Raw genomic sequence first — 18782 nt, forward strand, 5'->3', positions numbered from 1 at the left:
CCGCCTCGCCGTCCGTCCGACCCACCGTCAAGCGCCTCAGCGCCGCCGGTGAAGGGGGTTCTAAGCATAACTCCCACTACCCGCAAGCAGTTTTTTCAAGATTTTCGATTTTCTTTGAAAATTCTTTATTTGTATTGAAAATCAATACCTTACGAATCTTCACATCGAGATACCTACGCGATACTGCATCTGCAATGCTGCAAAACAGCATTAAGAGAGCCAGCACCCTGAGTTATCCCCAGACTTACCCACAAGATGTAGCGCAAATCACCGGAATCCACCGCGACTCGCCCCGCTGACACTATGGCGTGGAACGGTCAGGCCGAGCGCTTTCGGGCTACGATCCCCGGCAAGCGCAGCCCCAAAAGCAGCACACACCCCGCCGCATACACCAGCGGCTCAATCTGAATCCCCTTGCGTAGCATCACGAAATGCACCGCCGCCAAGAACACAGCCGGATAGGTCAAGCGATGCAATTTACGCCAATTCGGCCCCAACCGCCGAACAGACCGATTGTTCGATGTGGCCGCCAACGGCAACAGCAGCGCCAGCGCGATCATGCCCACCGTGATATAGGGCCGCTTCACAATATCCGCCCAGACACGGGACAACGCCTGCACATCCAACGCAGCCCAAACCAAGACATGACACAAGACAAAGAAAACCGCCGTCAGTCCGATAGCCCGGCGAAATCGCAACAGGTTCAGCCCGGCAAGCCGCCGCAACGGCGTAACCGCCAGCCCCGCAATCAACAGGATCAGCGCCGCCTGCCCATAGTGGTGTTCCAACGCTTTGACCGGGTCCACACCCAACTGGCCAGTGGCACCCTGCCAGAACAGGATTGTCGCCCATGCCAGCCCGCCAAGATACACGATCCATGTCGGCACATGGCGCAACGCCTGATTAATCCCTGGTATCATCGTCAGAAATTCTTCTTCAGGTTCATGCCCGCGTATAGCCCGGCCACTTGATCCGCATATCCGTTGAACATCAGCGTATCCTGCCGACTGGCAAACAAACCGCCGCCGATCCGTCGTTCCGTTGCCTGCGACCAGCGGGGATGGCTGACCTGCGGGTTCACGTTACTGTAGAACCCATATTCCCGCGCATTTGCCTTGTTCCAGCTTGTCGGAGGCTGTTTATCCGTCAGCGTGATCCGAACCACGGACTTGATGGATTTAAATCCATATTTCCACGGCACCACCAAGCGCAGCGGGGCGCCGTTCTGATTGGGCAGCGGTTTGCCATAAATCCCGGTGGCCATGATCGTCAGGGGATGCGTCGCCTCGTCCAGACGCAACCCTTCGACATAGGGCCAATCCAGAACAGGGTATTTCAGCCCCGGCATTTCTTCGGGGCGGTATAGGGTTTCAAAGGCCACATATTTCGCCCCCGATTGCGCCCCGGCCGAATTCAGCAAGTCCGCCAGTTCGAATCCATTCCACGGCACCACCATCGACCACGCTTCGACACAGCGGAACCGATATATCCGCTCTTCGATCGTCATCTTCGACAGGATATCTTCCAGCGCATAGGCACCGGGCCGGTCGACCAGCCCATCAATCGTGACCGACCACGGGGCTGTCGTCAGCCGCTTGGAATTCTGCTTTGGGTCATCCTTGCCCGTGCCGAACTCGTAATAGTTATTGTAACTGGTGATGTCCTCCCAGCTATTCGGGCTTAGCGCTTCGGCATGGGCAGTTTTGGGCAGGGCAACGCCCGCCAGACCGGCCCCAGCCAAACCCGCCATGATTTGACGACGGTTCATATAAATCTTCTCGGGCGTGACGTCCCGCGCGGCCACATCGGATTTCCAGCGATTTGCCATGTGTTCCCCTCTCTTATTGATGAACACAAAGATAAGGCGCACCGGGCCAAACGGCCAAACCACTTCCTCTCACGATGGCGTGGCCGGATTGTAACGTTTGTGGATTTGGGTTGGCCCAGCGGCTTCGCTGTTCCACGCTGGCATCAGCCCTATATCTTTTGATGTAGGTCAAAGAGAGACACAAAGGTAAGTGCGAAATAACACTTTCACCCAAATCCCGATCCGCCGGGATGCGCAGAAACACGGAGGAGGCAATTAAATGAAAGCACTGGTTCTGGCCGCAGGCCTGACAATGGCCGCAAGCGCGGCACTGTCAGACGGCATCGTGACCTACACCACAGATGAATCGTTCGACGATGTGGTGTTCGGGTTGGAAAACGCCATTCTGGATCAGGGGCTGGTGGTCGATGGCACCTCGCATGTCGGTGAAATGCTGGAACGCACCAAGGCAGATGTGGGGTCGGACATAACCGTATTCCTAAAGGCTGACGTTTATTCCTTCTGCTCTGCCAAACTGTCGCGCAAGGTGATGGAAGTCGACCCGATGAATATCCGCTTTTGCCCCTATGATATTTTCGTGGCCCAACTGCCGGATAGCCCCGATCAAACCATCATCGGCTATCGTGAATTTCCCGAAGGCGAAATGAAAGAGGTGCAGGCCCTGTTGGACACCATCGCACGGTCTGCAATCGGAATGGACTGATCCCCGTTTGCCCCCTGAAATGAAAAGGCCCGCCAGTTATCCCGGCGGGCCTTTGTTGTATCAGTGGACCACGGCGTCCTGCGGCGGGGTCTGATTGGAATTCCCAATCCGGTCCCCGATAATCAGCCCCTCGGCCCCTGCGGATACCGGAATGGCATCGCCATCCTTCACCTCTCCGCCCAGCAGCAGTTCGGCCAGCGGATCCTGCAAGGCGCGTTGGATCACCCGTTTCAGCGGACGCGCACCGAACACCGGATCATATCCTTCGTCGGCCAGCCATTTCTTTGCATCCGTATCCAGTTGCAGCGCGATTTTGCGCTGCGCCAGACGTTTGCCCAAACGGGCAAGCTGAATATCCACGATCCCGTCCATATCCTTGCGTCCCAGACGATCGAAAATGATGATCTCGTCCAGACGGTTCAGGAACTCGGGCCGGAAATGTGCGCGCACCGCATCCATCACATCGCGTTTCGCATCCGCGCTGTCGGCCCCGTCGGGCAACTGGCTTAGCGCCTGCGCCCCAAGGTTCGACGTCAGGATGATCAGCGTCTGCTTGAAGTCCACGGTCCGGCCCTGACCATCGGTCAGCACACCGTCATCCAGCACTTGCAGCAGCACGTTGAACACGTCCGGGTGGGCTTTTTCCACCTCGTCGAACAGCACCACCTGATAAGGACGCCGCCGCACCGCTTCGGTCAGAACCCCGCCTTCGTCATATCCAACATATCCCGGAGGCGCACCGATCAGGCGGCTGACCGAATGTTTCTCCATGAACTCGGACATATCAATGCGCACCATCGCGTTGTCGTCGTCGAACAGGAATTCGGCCACGGCCTTGGTCAGTTCGGTTTTCCCCACGCCGGTCGGGCCAAGGAACAGGAACGACCCCAGCGGACGATTTTCATCGTTCAACCCGGCCCGCGCCCGGCGCACGGCATTTGCCACCGCCTTCACTGCCAGGTTCTGACCGATCACCCGCTTGTGCAGGCCGTCTTCCATCGCCAGCAGCTTTTCACGCTCGCCTTCCAGCATCTTCGCGGTCGGGATGCCCGTCCAGCGTTCGACAACCTGGGCAATCTGTTCCGGGCGCACGGCTTCTTCGACCATGACGCCATTATCTTCGGCGGCTTCGGCCTCGGCCAGTTGCTTTTCAAGCTGCGGGATCACGCCATAGGACAGCTCCCCGGCCTTGGCCAGATTGCCCTCGCGTTTAGCGATTTCCAAATCGGCGCGGGCCTTGTCCAACTGTTCTTTCAGATCACGCGCCCCGGCCAGCTTGTCCCGCTCTGCCTGCCATTTGGCTGTCAGCTCGGCGCTGCGGTCTTGCAGGTCGGCCAATTCCTTTTCCAGATTGGCCAGACGATCCTTGGATGCAGCATCGTCTTCCAACTTCAACGCCTCAACCTCGATCTGCATTTGCAGGATATTGCGGTCCAGTTGGTCCAGTTCTTCGGGCTTGCTGTCCACTTCCATCCGCAACCGGCTGGCCGCTTCGTCCACAAGGTCAATCGCCTTATCCGGCAGGAAACGGTCCGTGATATAGCGGTGCGACAGCGTTGCCGCCGCCACAAGGGCCGAGTCGCTGATCCGTACCCCGTGGTGCAGTTCGTACTTTTCCTTGATCCCGCGCAGGATGCTGATCGTGTCTTCGACCGTGGGTTCCTCGACCACGACAGGCTGGAACCGACGGGCCAGCGCCGCGTCTTTTTCAACATACTTGCGGTATTCATCCAGCGTGGTCGCACCGATACAGTGCAGTTCCCCCCGCGCCAGCGCCGGTTTGATCAGGTTCGCGGCATCCATCGCACCATCGGTTTTACCCGCGCCCACCAGCGTGTGCATCTCATCAATAAACAGGATGATTTCGCCCGCAGCGGCCTCGATCTCTTTCAGAATGGCTTTCAGCCGCTCCTCGAACTCGCCCCGATATTTCGCGCCAGCAATCAGCGCGCCCATGTCCAGCGCCAACAGTTTTTTATTGCGCAGGGATTCAGGCACATCACCGTTGATAATGCGCAGGGCCATGCCCTCGGCAATCGCGGTTTTACCCACGCCGGGTTCCCCGATCAGAACCGGGTTGTTCTTGGTCCGGCGGCTTAGCACCTGCATGGAACGGCGGATTTCTTCGTCCCGGCCAATGATCGGGTCGATTTTGCCCTGTTCTGCGGCCTCTGTCAGGTCGCGGGCGTATTTCTTCAGCGCGTCATAACCTTCTTCGGCGGATGCACTGTCAGCAGTCCGCCCCTTGCGGATGTCATTGATCGCAGCGTTCAGCTTTTGTGGCGTCACCGCCCCGGCATCCAAAGCGTCCTTGGCCTTGGATTTCACCATAGCCAGCGCCAACAGGATACGTTCGACCGGAACAAAACTGTCCCCGGCTTTTTTGGCAACCTGCTCTGCCTCGTCCAGCACCTTAGCGGCAGCGGTATCCAGATACACCTGCCCCGCATCGCCCGACACCTTGGGCAGCTTGTCGACGGCAGCATTCACCGCCTCGATCACGGCGGCGGCATTCCCACCGGCGCGATTGATCAGGTTTGCCGACAAACCCTGATCGTCATCCATCAATGCTTTTAGAATGTGTTCGGGCAACAGCCGTTGGTGGCCTTCCCGCATAGCAATCGTTTGGGCAGCCTGAATAAAGCCGCGCGACCGCTCCGTGAACTTGTTCAAGTCCATCGCTCTCTCCTTTGCTAAGCGCCCTGTTTGCCGGATGCCCACCTGTGCGGCACATCCCTTTTCGGGCCTCGGGATATAGGTGGCAATCACTCCGCCCCTGTTCAAGCCCCCGTGATGCTTTTCGTAACCGCGCACAGCTTGACGGACCGGGCCGATCCCGCGAAAAGGGCGCAACCTTATATATAGGAGTCCCCCATGTCCGATGACCGCCTGATTGTTGCCCTTGATGTGCCGAATGTTCTGGATGGCCTTGAACTGGCCAAAACGCTTGGTGATGCGGTGTCCTTCTACAAAATCGGTCTGGGAATGCTGACCGGCGGCGGACTGGCCCTGGCGAATGAACTGAAACAGGAATACGGCAAACGTATCTTTCTGGACATGAAGTTCTTTGACATCGGCGCGACCGTAGAAGCCGCCGTGCGCGGTGTGGCGCAATACGATCTGGATTTTCTGACCGTCCACGGCGACCCCCATGTTGTCCGCGCCGCGAAAGAAGGTGCCGCAGGCAAAGACCTGAAAATTCTGGCCGTCACGATCCTGACGTCGCTGGACCGGGCCGATCTGGATGCCAGCCTAATCAAATCCGGCGATGTCAAAGATCTGGTACTGGAACGCGCCGCCAATGCGCTCGAAGCCGGGGCCGATGGCGTGATCGCCAGCCCGCAAGAAGCCGCGCTGATCCGTGCCCTTCCGCAGGCCGAAGGCCGCCTGATCGTCACCCCCGGCGTGCGCCCCGCAGGTGCAGCACTTGGCGATCAGAAACGCGTTGCCACTCCGGCGCAGGCGCTAACCGATGGGGCCGATCATATCGTGGTGGGCCGTCCGATCTGGGCGCAGCCCGATCCCCGCGCCGCCGCGCTGGCGATTTTGGACAAAATCAAATCCATCTGACACAACAAGGCCCGGACCATTCCGGGCCTTCGCTTTTCCGCTTAGCGCACCACGGCCTGATCCCGTAGGAATATCCCGACCCTATCGGCAAAATGCGGAATGCGGCGCGGGTGCTGCCGGTACACCTCGGGCGGCATCAATTCCCAATACTGCCCTTCGTTACCGAACCGAATATCCGCCTCGCGCCCTGCCTCCAGCATCGCCGCAAAAAACCAAACCGGCTCGCCCGTGCTGGCCGGAAAGACGCGTTTCCAAATCAGGTCGCGCGGATGCAGCAACAGCCCCAGTTCCTCGTGTGTTTCACGTAACACGCAGGTTTCAGGGCTTTCCACCCCTTCCCGCCCGCCGCCCGGCAGGTCCAAATGCCCCGCCCAGACCAATCCGGGCTTTTCATCCCGCATGATCACCGCCAGTTCACCACCAATAAACAGCGCCAGTTTGGCACCCCGAAAATCTGTATCTTCACTCATGCCCGTTATATAATCATGCGCAGACGACTTGCCCATGACAGTCACGAAACTCTGATCGAATGCCCGCCCTGTGCCGTTCCTGCCTGACCGTGTTTGAAAGCGGCAACCGCTGCCCGTCCTGCCGTGGGCCGCGGATCGTTTCGCATCCTGAACTGCTGACGCTGTCCATCGCCCATATGGATTGCGATGCCTTCTATGCCTCGGTTGAAAAGCGCGAAAACCCCGATTTAGCGGACAAACCAGTGATTATCGGCGGTGGGCGGCGTGGCGTGGTGTCCACCGCCTGCTATGTGGCCCGCATCCGGGGGGTGCGTTCCGCCATGCCGATGTTTCAGGCGCTGAAACTATGCCCGGACGCGGTGGTGATCCCGCCCCGCATGGCGCTATATGTTGAAGTCAGCCGCGCCATCCGCGCGATGATGGAGGAACTAACCCCCGCCATCCAACCCCTGTCATTGGACGAAGCATTTCTGGACCTGTCCGGCACCGAACGCCTGCATGGCGCCCCGCCCGCCGTGATGCTAGCCCGCCTGACCAAACGCATGCGGGATGAACTGGGCGTTACCGGGTCCATCGGGCTAAGCCACAATAAGTTTCTGGCCAAGATCGCATCAGATCTGGATAAACCAAACGGGTTTTCCGTCATCGGTCAGGCCGAAACCACCGATTTCCTAAAGGATAAACCCGTGCGCATGATCTGGGGCGTTGGCACCGCCACACAAGCGGCGCTGGAAAAGGCCGGGATTCGCACCTTTACCGATCTGCTACGCTGGGACAAAAATGATCTGCGCATGCGGTTCGGCGCAATGGGGGATCGCCTGTGGCATCTGGCACGAGGGCAGGACAATCGCCCGGTCACGCCGCACGAACCGATCAAATCCATTTCCAATGAAACCACGTTCAACGAAGATACCAGCAACCCCGATATTCTGGACGGCCACCTGTGGCGGCTGGCTGAAAACGTCGCGGACCGCGCCAAGGCACGCGGGTTGGCCGGGCGCGTCATTACCCTGAAACTGAAAAAATCCGATCACCGCATTCTGACCCGCCGCCAAAGCCAGCGCGAACCCGCGCAACTGGCGGACCGGATTTATCGGGTGGCACGGGCGCTATACGATCAGGTGCCGGGCGAAGGTCCGTATCGGCTGATCGGGGTGGGTATTTCCGACCTGTGTCCAGAACACGAAGCCGGACATTCCGGCGACCTGCTGGACCCGCTGGCCGAAACCCGCAGCCGCGCGGAACGCGCCACGGACGAGATTCGCAAACGCTTTGGCAAGGATGCCATCACCAAGGGCCGCTCCCTGCGGTGATTCATTCAGCCGCTAATTGCTGCTGCCCCTCGCCATAGGCGGCGATTTTACCGATGATCCGCGCCATCGCCTCTTGCATGGCGCGAAAGTTATTGTTCGGTCGAATTAACGGCTCGTTCATGTAAAGCGAACGGTCGATTTCCACCTGAATCGTGTGTTGCCTGCGGGATGGGCGGCCATAATGCTGTGTCGTATAAGCCCCGGCAAAGGGAACATTTCGCACCACGCTCAGCCCTTCGTCCAAAAAGGCGCGTTCAACCACATCCATCACAGCGGCGCTGGCCGATGCACCGAATCTGTCCCCCAGAACCACCTCGGGCCGACGCATCCCCGACCGGGCCAAATTATCCAGCGCTTCATGTGGCATGGAATGACAATCAATCAGAATCGCCTGCCCGAACAGCTCGTGCGATTCGTTCAGAAGCGACTGCAATTTTTCATGATAGGGGTGCCAATAGGTATCAATCCGCGCCTGCACCTCCTCCATTGTCAGCTTTCCGCTGTAAATACAGCGCGAATTCGCCACCACACGCGGCACCACCCCCAACCCTGACACGATTCGCGGATTGTAGGTCACGCTGCGCATTCCCTGAATCAGCGCCGGGTCCAATTCATCCGGGCTGCGGTTCATATCCACATAGGCGCGGGGGGCGGTCGCTTCGATAAACGGCGCACCAGAATCGGATGCGCCTGCGAACAATCGGTCCACAAACGCATCTTCGGATGACCGAATCGCATGATCGTCCAGAACTGACTGCTGCAAAAAGCTTTTCGGATAGTCCCGGCTGCTATGCGGGGACGCAAAAATCACGCTGCTTGTGCGCGATTGTGGCATCAATACTCTATACGCAGCCTTGGGCATGTACTCTCCTGTCCTAAGAAATATCATAGACTGAATAATCTTGTGACCAAAAGCCCTTGATCACCCCTGCGACTCCTTTTATAGAGCGCAGACCGGCGCGGATTTCCGCGCCCCTTTCTTTAGGGGTTCGGGCCGTTTCGGGACAAATACGGGCGATTAGCTCAGCGGTAGAGCACTTCGTTGACATCGAAGGGGTCACAAGTTCGATCCTTGTATCGCCCACCATTAACCTCGCCTTTTAGGCGACCCGCAAACCCAGGCGCAAGGCGCCGCGAATGAAGGAGAAGGCCATGAAGGTCAAAAACTCGCTCCGCTCGCTCAAGCAGCGTCACCGCGACTGCCGTGTCGTGCGCCGTAAAGGCCGCGTCTACGTCATCAACAAGACGCAGCGCCGTTTCAAAGCCCGTCAAGGCTAAGAACGGTTAGAGTTCAAGCAAAAGACCGCCCCACGCATTTGCCGGGGCGGTCTTTTTCTTTGTGGTGTTGGCAAAATTTGACCCCAGTCAACAATGTGACATCCTAAATGTGTCATATGGCACGGGAATCGGAACCCGTTCCCAACCCCAAAGGCACCACATGTCCGCAAAACCAAAACCCGCCACTGTCACGCCTTTGCCTATTGCCGCGAAACCCACGCAGCCACCGGCCCCGCGCCCCGCTGCCCCCCAGCACAAATACGAGACATTTGACAAAGCCTTGCGCGCATCAATGGCGCGTATGACCTCGGGGCTGTCGCCCTATGCCGCCGCTGCCGCATGGGCGGACTGGATGGCCCATCTGGCCACCGCCCCCGGACGGCAAATAGAACTGATGGAACAAGCCGGGCAAAACGCGCTGAAACTGACCACTTACCTGACACGGCAGTTCCGCGAAGACGCAGAAGCCCCGTTCAATCCCAAACCCGAAGATCACCGTTTCACCCACGAAGGCTGGACCAAGCCGCCCTTTAACATGATGCAGCAGGGGTTTCTGGCCGTACAGGATTGGTGGGATCACGCCACCTGCTGCATTCCCGGCGCCCTGCCCCAAAACACTGACCGCGTGGATTTCATGGTGCGGCAACTGCTGGACATGATCGCCCCGTCCAACCTGCCACAGCTAAACCCTGAAATTTTGGCGCAGGCCCGTGACACCAAAGGCCAATCGCTGATCGCTGGGCTAAACCTGCTGATGCGGGACATCGAGGACGCCGCCACCGACCGGCCCCACGCCGATTCCGGCGATTTCATCGTGGGCGAAACGCTGGCCTGCACCCCCGGTCAGGTCGTGTTCCGCAACGAAATCATGGAGTTGATCCAATACAGCCCGCAAACCGAAACCGTGCAGGCTGAACCGATCCTGATCGTGCCTGCATGGATCATGAAATACTATATCCTTGACCTTAGCCCACATAATTCGCTGATCAATTATCTTGTCGGTCAGGGCTTTACCGTTTTTGCGATTTCTTGGGTCAATCCAGGCGCGGAATTGCGCGATACCACGCTGGACGATTATCGCACCAAGGGCGTGATGGCTGCTGTCGACGCCGTTGCAACGATTGTGCCGGATCAAAAAATCCACGCCTGCGGCTATTGTCTGGGGGGCACGATCCTGTCCATTACCGCCGCCACAATGGCGCGGGACGGCGATTCCCGTCTTGGTTCTGTCACGCTGCTGGCTGCGCAGACAGATTTCACCGAGGCCGGGGAATTGCTGCTGTTTCTGGATGAAAGTCAGGTCGCCTATCTGGACGATATGATGTGGGATCAGGGCTATCTGGATCAGCGGCAGATGAGCGGTGCTTTTCAGGCGCTCCGCGCCGAGGATCTGATCTGGACCCGCGCCGTGCGCCGCTATCTGATGGGATTGGATGACAAGGCCGCAGATATTTCTGTTTGGAATCAGGATGCCACCCGAATGCCCTATAAAATGCATTCGCAATATCTGCGCAGCCTGTTCATGGAAAACCGCCTGAGCGCCGGGCGCTATGCCGTGGATGGCCGCGTTATCGCGCTCAAGGATATCAAGGTGCCGTTCTTTGTCGTTGGCACCGAAAAAGACCACATCGCACCGTGGCATTCAGTTTACAAAACCGCACTGTTCACGGATGGCGATCTGACCTTTGTGCTGACCAAAGGCGGCCACAACGGCGGCATCGTCAGCGAACCGGGGCACCCCCACCGCCATTACCGCATCGGCCACCGCACGGCCGGGGCGCTGTATACCGATCCTGATACATGGCTGGCCAGCCATGACAAACAGGACGGTTCATGGTGGCCGCAATGGCGGGATTGGCTGATGCAGTCCCAATCCGGCACCACGCCTGTGCAACCACCGCGCATTGGCGCACCGGGCCAAAGACTAGCACCACTTTGCCCGGCACCGGGCACATATGTGTTCCAGAAATAACACCTGAAACAGGCCCGGATCGCATAAACCGATCCGGGCCTGTCTTATTTACTCAGCGCCCGGTTCTGCTCATCAGGCGCACCATCGTGGTTTGTGACACATATCCCGTCACCGGCAATTGGCTGGCTCGCTGGAACTGTCGAATCGCACGGCGGGTCTGCTTGTCGAATTCCCCATCCGCCGGACCCGGATCGAACCCGACATTTTTCAACGTCTTTTCAACCAGCAGTCTGGCAATCGCGTTACCAGCAACCAATGCCTCTTCGGCTTTGTCCTGTTCGGTTTGGTCGCGGTTGCTACGCTCTGCCTCCAGTTCCTCGATCCGATCCCGCGCGGTAGCGGAAAAATCGCTGTTGGGATAATCTGACAGATATTGCCGATACGCCTCGATCGTGTCAGCGGTTCGCGCCTGATCCCATGCAACACGCATCTGGTAATCCGCCTCGCGGCGACGACGCAGGTCGATCTCGTCCAAGCGGGAGCGCGCCTCATCGGCATACAGCCCATCGGGGAAACGTCGCAAATAGGTCCGCAACCCCTCCTCGCTGCCCGGACTGCCGGTCGAGAGCCAGAACTCACGATCCCGGCGTTCCTCCTCGGCCCGGCGCTGTCGTTCTTCCTCTTCCAATTCCCGCGCCCGGCGATCCGCGTCCCGGCGCAATGTGGTCAATTGTTCCGCATTCACGAACCCGGTTTCGATCCAGCCTTTGCTGCTTTGATAGGCTGTAATCGCCGCACGGGTGCCACGCCCGAACACGCCGTCAATGCCGCGCGTATCGAAGCCCAACAAGCTCAACTGCCGTTGAATTTCACGCCGCGCCTCTCGCGACAGGTTCAAGGCCGCCTCGGCGGCTTCGGCTTCGCGGTTCGGCCGCTGCAAGATGTCTTCGATCAGGCGCCGCGCTTCGGATACATGCGTCCCCCGCGGGAAACGGGTCATATAGGCGCGATATGCCTCTATCGTGGCTATATCGCGCACCGCATCCCAATACGCGCCATCCTGATCGACCGAACCAACGCCAGTACCGCCCAACGGCTGCATATCCGGCAGATACCCCGACAGCGAAACCCCCGTTCCCTGTTGCCGCGCCAACTGCCCCAGCGGCATTCCAGCCCCAAGCACCCGATCCCGCAGCACCACCAGCGCCCGATCTGCCGGGCCACGCATCGCCGTTACACCCTGCGGCAAGGTCACATCCACGGCGTCCCCCTGCATCCCCGCGCCCACCTGTGTCGCAGGTCGCAAGGCCGGGGTCATCACCACCAGCGCCTTGCCCGGATGGGCGGCCAGCAGTTGCAGCACAGCATTCACCGACACCCCGTACTGGCCCACATTCAGCGCCGTTACATTGTTGGCATCACGCCCCAACAGCCAGCTTTCGCCGGGGCCTTTGGCCATGCGCCCCGACAGCACCACAACGACCCGATCCACATCAGACCGCGCCAACGCCTGTCGAAAATCTTCGGCGGTCTGGCTCATGCTGCGGGCGATCCAATCCTGTCCGCCATACACCTGAAACCCGGCCCGGCGCAGCGCATCGGAATAATCCCGATATTGCGCCGCATCCGGCGCATTCTGCATCTGGTCATAGCTGCGATTGGTTAAAATCAATGCCAGATCTTCGGCCCAAGACGGCAAGGCCGTGGTCGCCCAAAGCGCCACGGCCCCAAAAATCAAACGATGCGCTTTCATGGCAGACCTCCCTTTGGTTCTGCCAGTCAGCTTAATCGTAAGTGCGTTGATCTTCGATAACTTTCCCGTCATTCGGCAAAGAACCGGGTGCCAGAACTTCGATCTTGCCCTTCAATTTCAACACGTCAGCAACGGATGCGGCATAGGACGCGGCATCGCCGCCCTGTGCCTCGATCTGCACGGTCATCGTATCCATTTCGCCTTCGCGGCCTGCGATCACGCGGGCTTTGACGATCTCGGAATGCTTAGCGACCAGCGTAGCCACCTGTTCGGGGCGCACGAACATGCCCTTGATCTTGGTGGTCTGATCCGCGCGGCCCATCCAGCCCTTGATCCGGGTATTGGTCCGCCCACAAGGGCTGGTCCCTTCCAGAACGGCGCTCAGGTCGCCAGTTGCAAACCGGATCAGCGGGTAATCGGGGTTCAGCGTGGTCACGACCACTTCGCCCACCTGACCGGGGGCAACAGGGTCGCCGGTGCCGGGGGTTACGATTTCCACGATGACATGTTCATCCACGATCATGCCTTCCATCGCGTCAGTTTCATACGCAATGTTGCCCAGATCGGCAGTGGCATAGGATTGCAGACAGGAAATGCCGCGATCCTTGTATTCCTGACGCAAGGACGGGAACAACGCGCCGCCACCGACTGCGGCCTTGGTGATCCCCAGCTTCAGGCCCATTTCTTCGGCCTTGTCCAGAATCACCTTCAGGTAATCGGGTGTCCCGGCATAGGCAGTCACGCCAATATCTGCTGCCGCGCGGGCCTGCAATTCGGTCTGCCCGGTCCCAGCGGGCAATACGGCAGCACCAACGGCGCGCGCCCCGGATTCAAAAATCATCCCCGCAGGTGTCAGATGATAGCCAAAACAGTTCTGCACGATATCGCCCTTGCCAATCCCGGCGGCGTGCAGGAACCGGCCCATCCGCCACCAATCATGTTCCGTGCCGCCCGGTTCGTAGATCGGGCCGGGGGATTGGAAAATATGCGCGAATCCGCTGACGCCCCGCGTTGTCAGCCCGCCAAAGGGGGCGCTGGCGGCTTGGGCCTTGCCCAGATCGGATTTGCGCAAAACCGGCAGTTTCGCCAGATCGGCAATCCCGGTGATCGCCGTTGCCTCGACCCCGGCCAGACTGTCACCATATCCGGGCAGCACCTGTGCGCGGGCAATCTGCCGGGGCAGGTCGCTGGCGATGGCCGCGGCACGGGCATCGGCGCTGCGGGTTTCCAGATCGTCAAAATAACGGGTCATCCTACTGGTCTCCTTGCCGGGCAGGTCAGGCGGGCATCCGGCGGTAGTTCTGGGAAAAAGGGCGGCAAATAACGCCGCCCGGTTGAAATAGGCGCTGGATCAGCTCAGCCAACGCTTGCGGCGGCGATAGGACCGCACATCGCGGAAGCTTTTGCGCCCATCGTCGGACATACCCAGATAGAATTCCTTCACATCCGGGTTTTCCCGCAATTCCTTGGCGGGGCCATCCATCACAACACGGCCCGATTCCAGAATATAGCCGTAATGCGCGAACCGCAGCGCCACGTTGGTATTCTGTTCCGCCAACAGGAAAGTCGCGCCTTCCTTTTCGTTCAGATCCCGCACGATGTTAAAGATTTCTTCAACCAATTGCGGGGCCAGCCCCATCGAAGGTTCATCCAGCAGGATACATTCGGGCCGCGACATGATCGCCCGCCCAATCGCAACCATCTGCTGTTCGCCGCCCGATGTATAACCGGCCTGACTGCGGCGGCGTTCTTTCAGACGTGGGAAATAGTCGTAAACCATGTTCAGATCGGCATCAATGTCACCACGCGATGCGCCGCACGTATACGATCCGGTCAACAGGTTTTCTTCAACGGTCAGGTGTTCAAAACAGTGACGGCCTTCCATCACCTGAATCACGCCCTTTTTCACCAGCTCTGCCGGGTTCAGGTCCTGTACGCGTTCGCCGCGATAGATGATGTTGCCCTTTGTCACCTCGCCGCGTTCGGAATGCAGCAAGTTTGAAATCGCCTTGAGCGTGGTCGTCTTGCCCGCGCCGTTACCCCCCAGCAGGGCGGTAATCCCGCCTTTGGGGACTTTCAGGCTGACACCTTTCAGCACAAGGATCACGTGGTTGTAGATCACCTCGATGTTGTTGACCTCCAGAAGGGTCTCATCGGTGGGTCCAGCGTCCAGCATCTGCGTCTACTTTCTGATAATCGTTCGGGTAGGCCCCGGCCACGCACAAGGCGCAGCCGGGACGGTGATCAAGGACTTAGTTACAGCCCGGCGTGATGCCATTTTCCTTGGCATACGCTTCCGAGTCGCCAGCGATCAGCGGGTTCAGAACCTCTTGATCCGACTGCATGTACTCGGTGATCATGTTCCATTTGCCAGCTTTTGCATCCCACTGGGTCACAGCACCAAAGCCGTCACCACCGTGGTTGGCGCAGGACACCTTGAACGACGGGCCGAAGTTCGGCAGACCCAGAGCGGTCATTTTGTCTTCGGTCATTTCAAGGTTTTCCATCCCGTCACGCATTTGCTGCGGGGTGATGGTGGCAGTGCCGTGCATCGCCTGTGCGGTCTTGGCGGCTTCTGCGGCCAGCATTGCGGCGTACAGACCACGGTTATACAGAACCGTACCCAGTTGATCGCCCGCGCCTGCGGCTTTGCCTGCGTCAACGACATATTTCTTGATGTCGTCATACAGCGGGTAATCCGAACCCACGTTGTGGAAGGTCAGCGCCTTGTAGCCGTTGGCACCTTCACCGGCGGGCAGCACGTCGTTTTCCGAACCCGACCACCAGATACCGATGAAATTTTCCATCGGGTAACGGATGTTTACAGCTTCCTGAATGGCAACCTGGTTCATCACGCCCCAGCCCCACATGATCACATAATCCGGGCGTTCGCGGCGGATTTGCAGCCACTGGGATTTCTGTTCCTGACCGGGGTGGTCAACAGCCAGTTGGGTCAGAGTGTAGCCGTGCTTTTTCGACAGTTCTTCCAGCGTGCGGATCGGTTCCTTACCGTAGGCCGAGTTGTGGTAAACCAGCGCGATTTTCTTGCCCTTCAGATCACCGCCATTGAGGTCCAGCAGGTGCTTGATCGCAACCGAAGCGCCATCCCAGTAGTTTGCGGGATAGTTGAAGATGTTGTTGAACACAGCGCCGTTCTTGGCCGAGGTCCGACCATAGCCCATCGAGTGAACCGGAATACCGTCTGCGGTGGCTTTGGGGATCAGCTGATAGGTGATACCAGTCGACAGCGGTTGATACACCAGCGCGCCCGAACCTTTGGTGGATTCATAGCATTCCACGCCTTTTTCGGTGTTATAGCCGGTTTCGCATTCCACCAGATTGATCTTTTCACCGCCGATGCCGCCATCGCGTTCGTTCAGCAGGGTGAAATAATCCTGATAGCCATCCGCAAAGGGGATGCCGTTCGCGGCATAGGGACCAGTCCGGTAGCTCAGCGCGGAAAAGGTCAGGTCAGCCATTGCCGGGGCTGCGGCCACAATGGCAGCAACAGCGGCAGAGATCAGTTTCAGTTTCATCGGTTTAATTCCTCCCTTTGGTCATATCCGATGGTTTCGGTTTACCGGGGGTTTTGCCCCCCGGTGTTTGGCTGGCCCCGCCTTAGTGCGGGAAGGGCCAAAGCCGTAGTTTTTCCTTGGCGACGCGCCACAGTTGCGCCAGCCCATGTGGTTCGGCGATCAGGAACGTGATGATCAGACCACCCACAATCATGAATTCCAGATGCGCGGCCAGATCGGTGGGCCAGCCCAGACCGGACACCAGTACGTTCTTCAGCAGCACCGGCAACAGCACCAGGAACGCTGCCCCGGCGAAAGAGCCAAAGATCGACCCCAGACCGCCGATGATGATCATGAACAGCACCAGGAACGATTTGTTGATGCCGAAAGCCTCCCCAACTTCGACAGCGCCCAGATACACCGAGAAGAACAGCGCCCCGGAAATCCCGATAAAGAACGAGCTGACAGCAAAGGCGCTCAGCTTCGACCGCAGCGGGTCCACGCCGATGATTTCAGCCGCAATATCCATGTCACGAATGGCCATCCATTTACGGCCAACGGTGCCACGGGTCAGGTTGCGGGCGATCACGGCACACAGCACCACGAACACCAGACAGAACAGATAGGTCGCCCATGCGCTTGTATGCGGGCCGGTCACGGCATAGCCGAACACTGTGCGTTCCGGAGAACTGATCTGTCCCGAAGCCGAGTAGTTGTAGAACCACGGCACTTTGTTGAACAGCCACACCAGAAAGAACTGCGCCGCCAACGTGGCCACCGCCAGATAGAACCCTTTGATCCGAAGCGAGGGCAGGCCGAACAGCACACCAACCACTGCGGTCACGCCACCGGCCAACAGCACATGGAAGAAGATATTCACTTCGGGGAACGCAGTCATCAGCTTGTAGCAGGCATAAGCGCCCACAGCCATGAAGCCCCCGGTCCCCAGCGACACCTGCCCGCAATAGCCCACCAGAATGTTCAGCCCGATTGCCGCGATCGAATAGATCAGGAACGGCATGAATACGGCGTTCACCCAGTAGTCATTGATTACAAACGGCACGACCAAAAAGGCGAACAGCAGAACGAAATAGTAGCGATAGCGATCAAACTTGATCGGAAAGGTTTGGTTGTCATCGACATAGGACGTTTTGAAATCGCCCGCTTCACGATAGAACATATTCCTTACCCCTGTTGCTGGGCGTGGGTATGTCCCAACGCCGAATTATTGATTTTGTGACCCTGCGACAGCTTCAGATAGGCCACCACGCCGGACAAGAAGCCCAAACCAGCCAGAACACAGGCGGTCAGAATTTGCCGTTGGCTTAGCTCTGTTGCGGTCAGGGCGATGTACCCAAAGGCCCAGAACCCCGACCATGCGATAACATTGATAACAGCGATCAGTTTACGCATAGATCAGACCCTTTCGATGATCTTGTCACCGAACAGACCTTGCGGACGGAACACCAGAAAGATCAGCGCCAGCACATAAGCGAACCAGTTTTCAGTCGCGCCGCCCACCATCGGGCCAACGATGAATTCAAACATCTTTTCGCCCACGCCGATGATCAGACCGCCCACAATCGCACCGGGGATCGAGGTAAACCCGCCCAGCATCAGAACCGGCAGCGCCTTCAGCGCGATCAGCGACAGCGAAAACTGCACGCCCGATTTTGCGCCCCACATGATGCCCGCAACCAGCGCCACGAACCCCGCGACCGACCACACCATCACCCAGATGAAGTTCAGCGAAATCCCCACCGACAGCGCGGCCTGGTGATCGTCCGCCACAGCGCGCATGGCGCGGCCTTGCTTGGTGTATTGGCTGAACAGCACCAGCACGATCACCAGAATGGCGGCAATCACGGTGGCTACGATGTCCAGTTGATCCAGAAAGAACCCATAGAAGTTTTCATTCCCGAACCCCAGCCATTGGGTGTTTTCTTCGATCCAGAAGCTACCGCCCTGCGGCAGGCCAACATCCAGTTTCTTGATGTCAGACCCCCACATGATGTCGCCAAAGCCTTCCATGAAATAGGCCAGGCCGATGGTTGCCATGAACAGAATGATAGGTTCCTGGTTGACCAGATGGCGGAAAATGAACTGCTGCACGGCCCAAGCCAGAACAACCATCACCCCCATCGTCAGAATGATTGCCAGAACGGCGGGGACATTCCAGCCAAAGTGGTGAATATCCGTTCCCAGCACCGCGTTGATCAGGTGGCTGAACGGAACCTGCCCGTCCATGATCCCCACCAGCGTCAGCGCCGCGAACAGCGCCATAACGCCTTGAGCGTAGTTAAAGATGCCCGACGCCTTGTAGATCAGAACGAAGCCAAGCGCGACAAGAGCATACAAAACCCCCGCCATCAGGCCGTTCAGAAAGACCTCGGTCCCAAAGAGTAGTTGATCAGGCATTGGTTTTGCCTCCGGTCTGATT

18 protein-coding genes and 1 tRNA gene are annotated in these 18782 nt (G+C 58.5%); 7 read left to right on the plus strand and 12 right to left on the minus strand.

Annotated features, from left to right (window positions below):
• The coding region (locus tag FN828_RS20730) for a hypothetical protein (RefSeq protein ID WP_221930515.1) at nucleotides 1–299 on the plus strand (299 nt) is incomplete at its 5' end.
• A gap of 18 nt (nucleotides 300–317) precedes the next feature.
• On the opposite strand, the gene msrQ is transcribed toward FN828_RS20730, so the two are convergent.
• Both msrQ and msrP read right to left on the minus strand, forming a co-directional pair.
• Entirely contained in the window at nucleotides 318–920 is a 603-nt protein-coding gene (msrQ, locus tag FN828_RS00005; RefSeq protein WP_142491332.1) for a protein-methionine-sulfoxide reductase heme-binding subunit MsrQ, read from the minus strand.
• Nucleotides 921–922: 2 nt separating this feature from the next.
• Nucleotides 923–1828 (minus strand): protein-methionine-sulfoxide reductase catalytic subunit MsrP, encoded by a 906-nt coding sequence (gene msrP, locus FN828_RS00010; protein ID WP_142491333.1) that lies wholly within the window; start codon nucleotides 1826–1828, stop codon nucleotides 923–925.
• Between the two features lie 259 nt (nucleotides 1829–2087).
• Between msrP and FN828_RS00015 the strand changes: the two genes are divergently transcribed.
• A complete protein-coding gene (locus tag FN828_RS00015) occupies nucleotides 2088–2531 on the plus strand; it encodes a DUF302 domain-containing protein (protein WP_142491334.1) in 444 nt (147 codons plus the stop codon).
• Nucleotides 2532–2591: 60 nt separating this feature from the next.
• Here FN828_RS00015 and clpB read toward each other — a convergent pair whose 3' ends face one another.
• Nucleotides 2592–5210, minus strand: coding sequence for an ATP-dependent chaperone ClpB (gene clpB, locus FN828_RS00020; protein ID WP_142491335.1), 2619 nt, complete (start codon nucleotides 5208–5210; stop codon nucleotides 2592–2594).
• 195 nt (nucleotides 5211–5405) lie between these two features.
• Here clpB and pyrF point away from each other — a divergent pair, with 195 nt between their 5' ends.
• Nucleotides 5406–6101, plus strand: a complete 696-nt coding sequence (gene pyrF / locus FN828_RS00025) for an orotidine-5'-phosphate decarboxylase (RefSeq protein ID WP_142491336.1) — start codon at nucleotides 5406–5408, stop codon at nucleotides 6099–6101.
• Between the two features lie 41 nt (nucleotides 6102–6142).
• On the opposite strand, the gene FN828_RS00030 is transcribed toward pyrF, so the two are convergent.
• The gene (locus tag FN828_RS00030; RefSeq protein ID WP_142491337.1) at nucleotides 6143–6571 is read right to left on the minus strand and encodes an NUDIX hydrolase; all 429 of its coding nucleotides are present in this window, start codon (nucleotides 6569–6571) and stop codon (nucleotides 6143–6145) included.
• A 59-nt stretch (nucleotides 6572–6630) separates the two neighbouring features.
• On the opposite strand from FN828_RS00030, the gene FN828_RS00035 reads away from it, so the two are divergent.
• Entirely contained in the window at nucleotides 6631–7884 is a 1254-nt protein-coding gene (locus tag FN828_RS00035) for a DNA polymerase IV (RefSeq protein ID WP_142491338.1), read from the plus strand.
• 1 nt (nucleotide 7885) lies between these two features.
• Here FN828_RS00035 and FN828_RS00040 read toward each other — a convergent pair whose 3' ends face one another.
• The gene (locus tag FN828_RS00040; RefSeq protein ID WP_142491339.1) at nucleotides 7886–8746 is read right to left on the minus strand and encodes an N-formylglutamate amidohydrolase; all 861 of its coding nucleotides are present in this window, start codon (nucleotides 8744–8746) and stop codon (nucleotides 7886–7888) included.
• Nucleotides 8747–8896: 150 nt separating this feature from the next.
• Between FN828_RS00040 and FN828_RS00045 the strand changes: the two genes are divergently transcribed.
• From FN828_RS00045 to FN828_RS00055, 3 genes are all read left to right on the plus strand, one after another.
• Nucleotides 8897–8971, plus strand: a tRNA-Val gene (locus FN828_RS00045).
• Nucleotides 8972–9036: 65 nt separating this feature from the next.
• Nucleotides 9037–9162 carry a type B 50S ribosomal protein L36 gene (ykgO, locus tag FN828_RS00050; RefSeq protein WP_012177066.1) on the plus strand — a complete coding sequence of 42 codons (126 nt, stop codon included), beginning with the start codon at nucleotides 9037–9039 and terminating at the stop codon, nucleotides 9160–9162.
• 160 nt (nucleotides 9163–9322) lie between these two features.
• The gene (locus tag FN828_RS00055) at nucleotides 9323–11134 is read left to right on the plus strand and encodes a PHA/PHB synthase family protein (protein ID WP_142491340.1); all 1812 of its coding nucleotides are present in this window, start codon (nucleotides 9323–9325) and stop codon (nucleotides 11132–11134) included.
• 52 nt (nucleotides 11135–11186) lie between these two features.
• Here FN828_RS00055 and FN828_RS00060 read toward each other — a convergent pair whose 3' ends face one another.
• The 7 genes from FN828_RS00060 to FN828_RS00090 all read right to left on the minus strand — a co-directional run bounded on the left by FN828_RS00060 (nucleotide 11187) and on the right by FN828_RS00090 (nucleotide 18760).
• Nucleotides 11187–12827, minus strand: a complete 1641-nt coding sequence (locus FN828_RS00060; protein WP_185958891.1) for a peptidoglycan-binding domain-containing protein — start codon at nucleotides 12825–12827, stop codon at nucleotides 11187–11189.
• Nucleotides 12828–12858: 31 nt separating this feature from the next.
• Entirely contained in the window at nucleotides 12859–14079 is a 1221-nt protein-coding gene (locus tag FN828_RS00065; protein ID WP_142491342.1) for a phenylacetate--CoA ligase family protein, read from the minus strand.
• Nucleotides 14080–14178: 99 nt separating this feature from the next.
• A complete protein-coding gene (locus FN828_RS00070) occupies nucleotides 14179–15003 on the minus strand; it encodes an ABC transporter ATP-binding protein (protein ID WP_142491343.1) in 825 nt (274 codons plus the stop codon).
• Nucleotides 15004–15079: 76 nt separating this feature from the next.
• Nucleotides 15080–16363, minus strand: a complete 1284-nt coding sequence (locus FN828_RS00075) for an ABC transporter substrate-binding protein (protein WP_136339320.1) — start codon at nucleotides 16361–16363, stop codon at nucleotides 15080–15082.
• Nucleotides 16364–16445: 82 nt separating this feature from the next.
• Entirely contained in the window at nucleotides 16446–17522 is a 1077-nt protein-coding gene (locus FN828_RS00080) for a branched-chain amino acid ABC transporter permease (RefSeq protein ID WP_142491344.1), read from the minus strand.
• 5 nt (nucleotides 17523–17527) lie between these two features.
• Entirely contained in the window at nucleotides 17528–17755 is a 228-nt protein-coding gene (locus FN828_RS00085) for a hypothetical protein (protein ID WP_142491345.1), read from the minus strand.
• 3 nt (nucleotides 17756–17758) lie between these two features.
• On the minus strand, nucleotides 17759–18760 hold the full coding sequence (locus tag FN828_RS00090; protein WP_142491346.1) for a branched-chain amino acid ABC transporter permease: 1002 nt from the start codon (nucleotides 18758–18760) through the stop codon (nucleotides 17759–17761).
• Nucleotides 18761–18782: the final 22 nt, after the last annotated feature.

The organism is Thalassovita litoralis (genome assembly GCF_900182725.1).
In the GTDB taxonomy this organism is placed as follows: domain Bacteria; phylum Pseudomonadota; class Alphaproteobacteria; order Rhodobacterales; family Rhodobacteraceae; genus Thalassobius; species Thalassobius litoralis.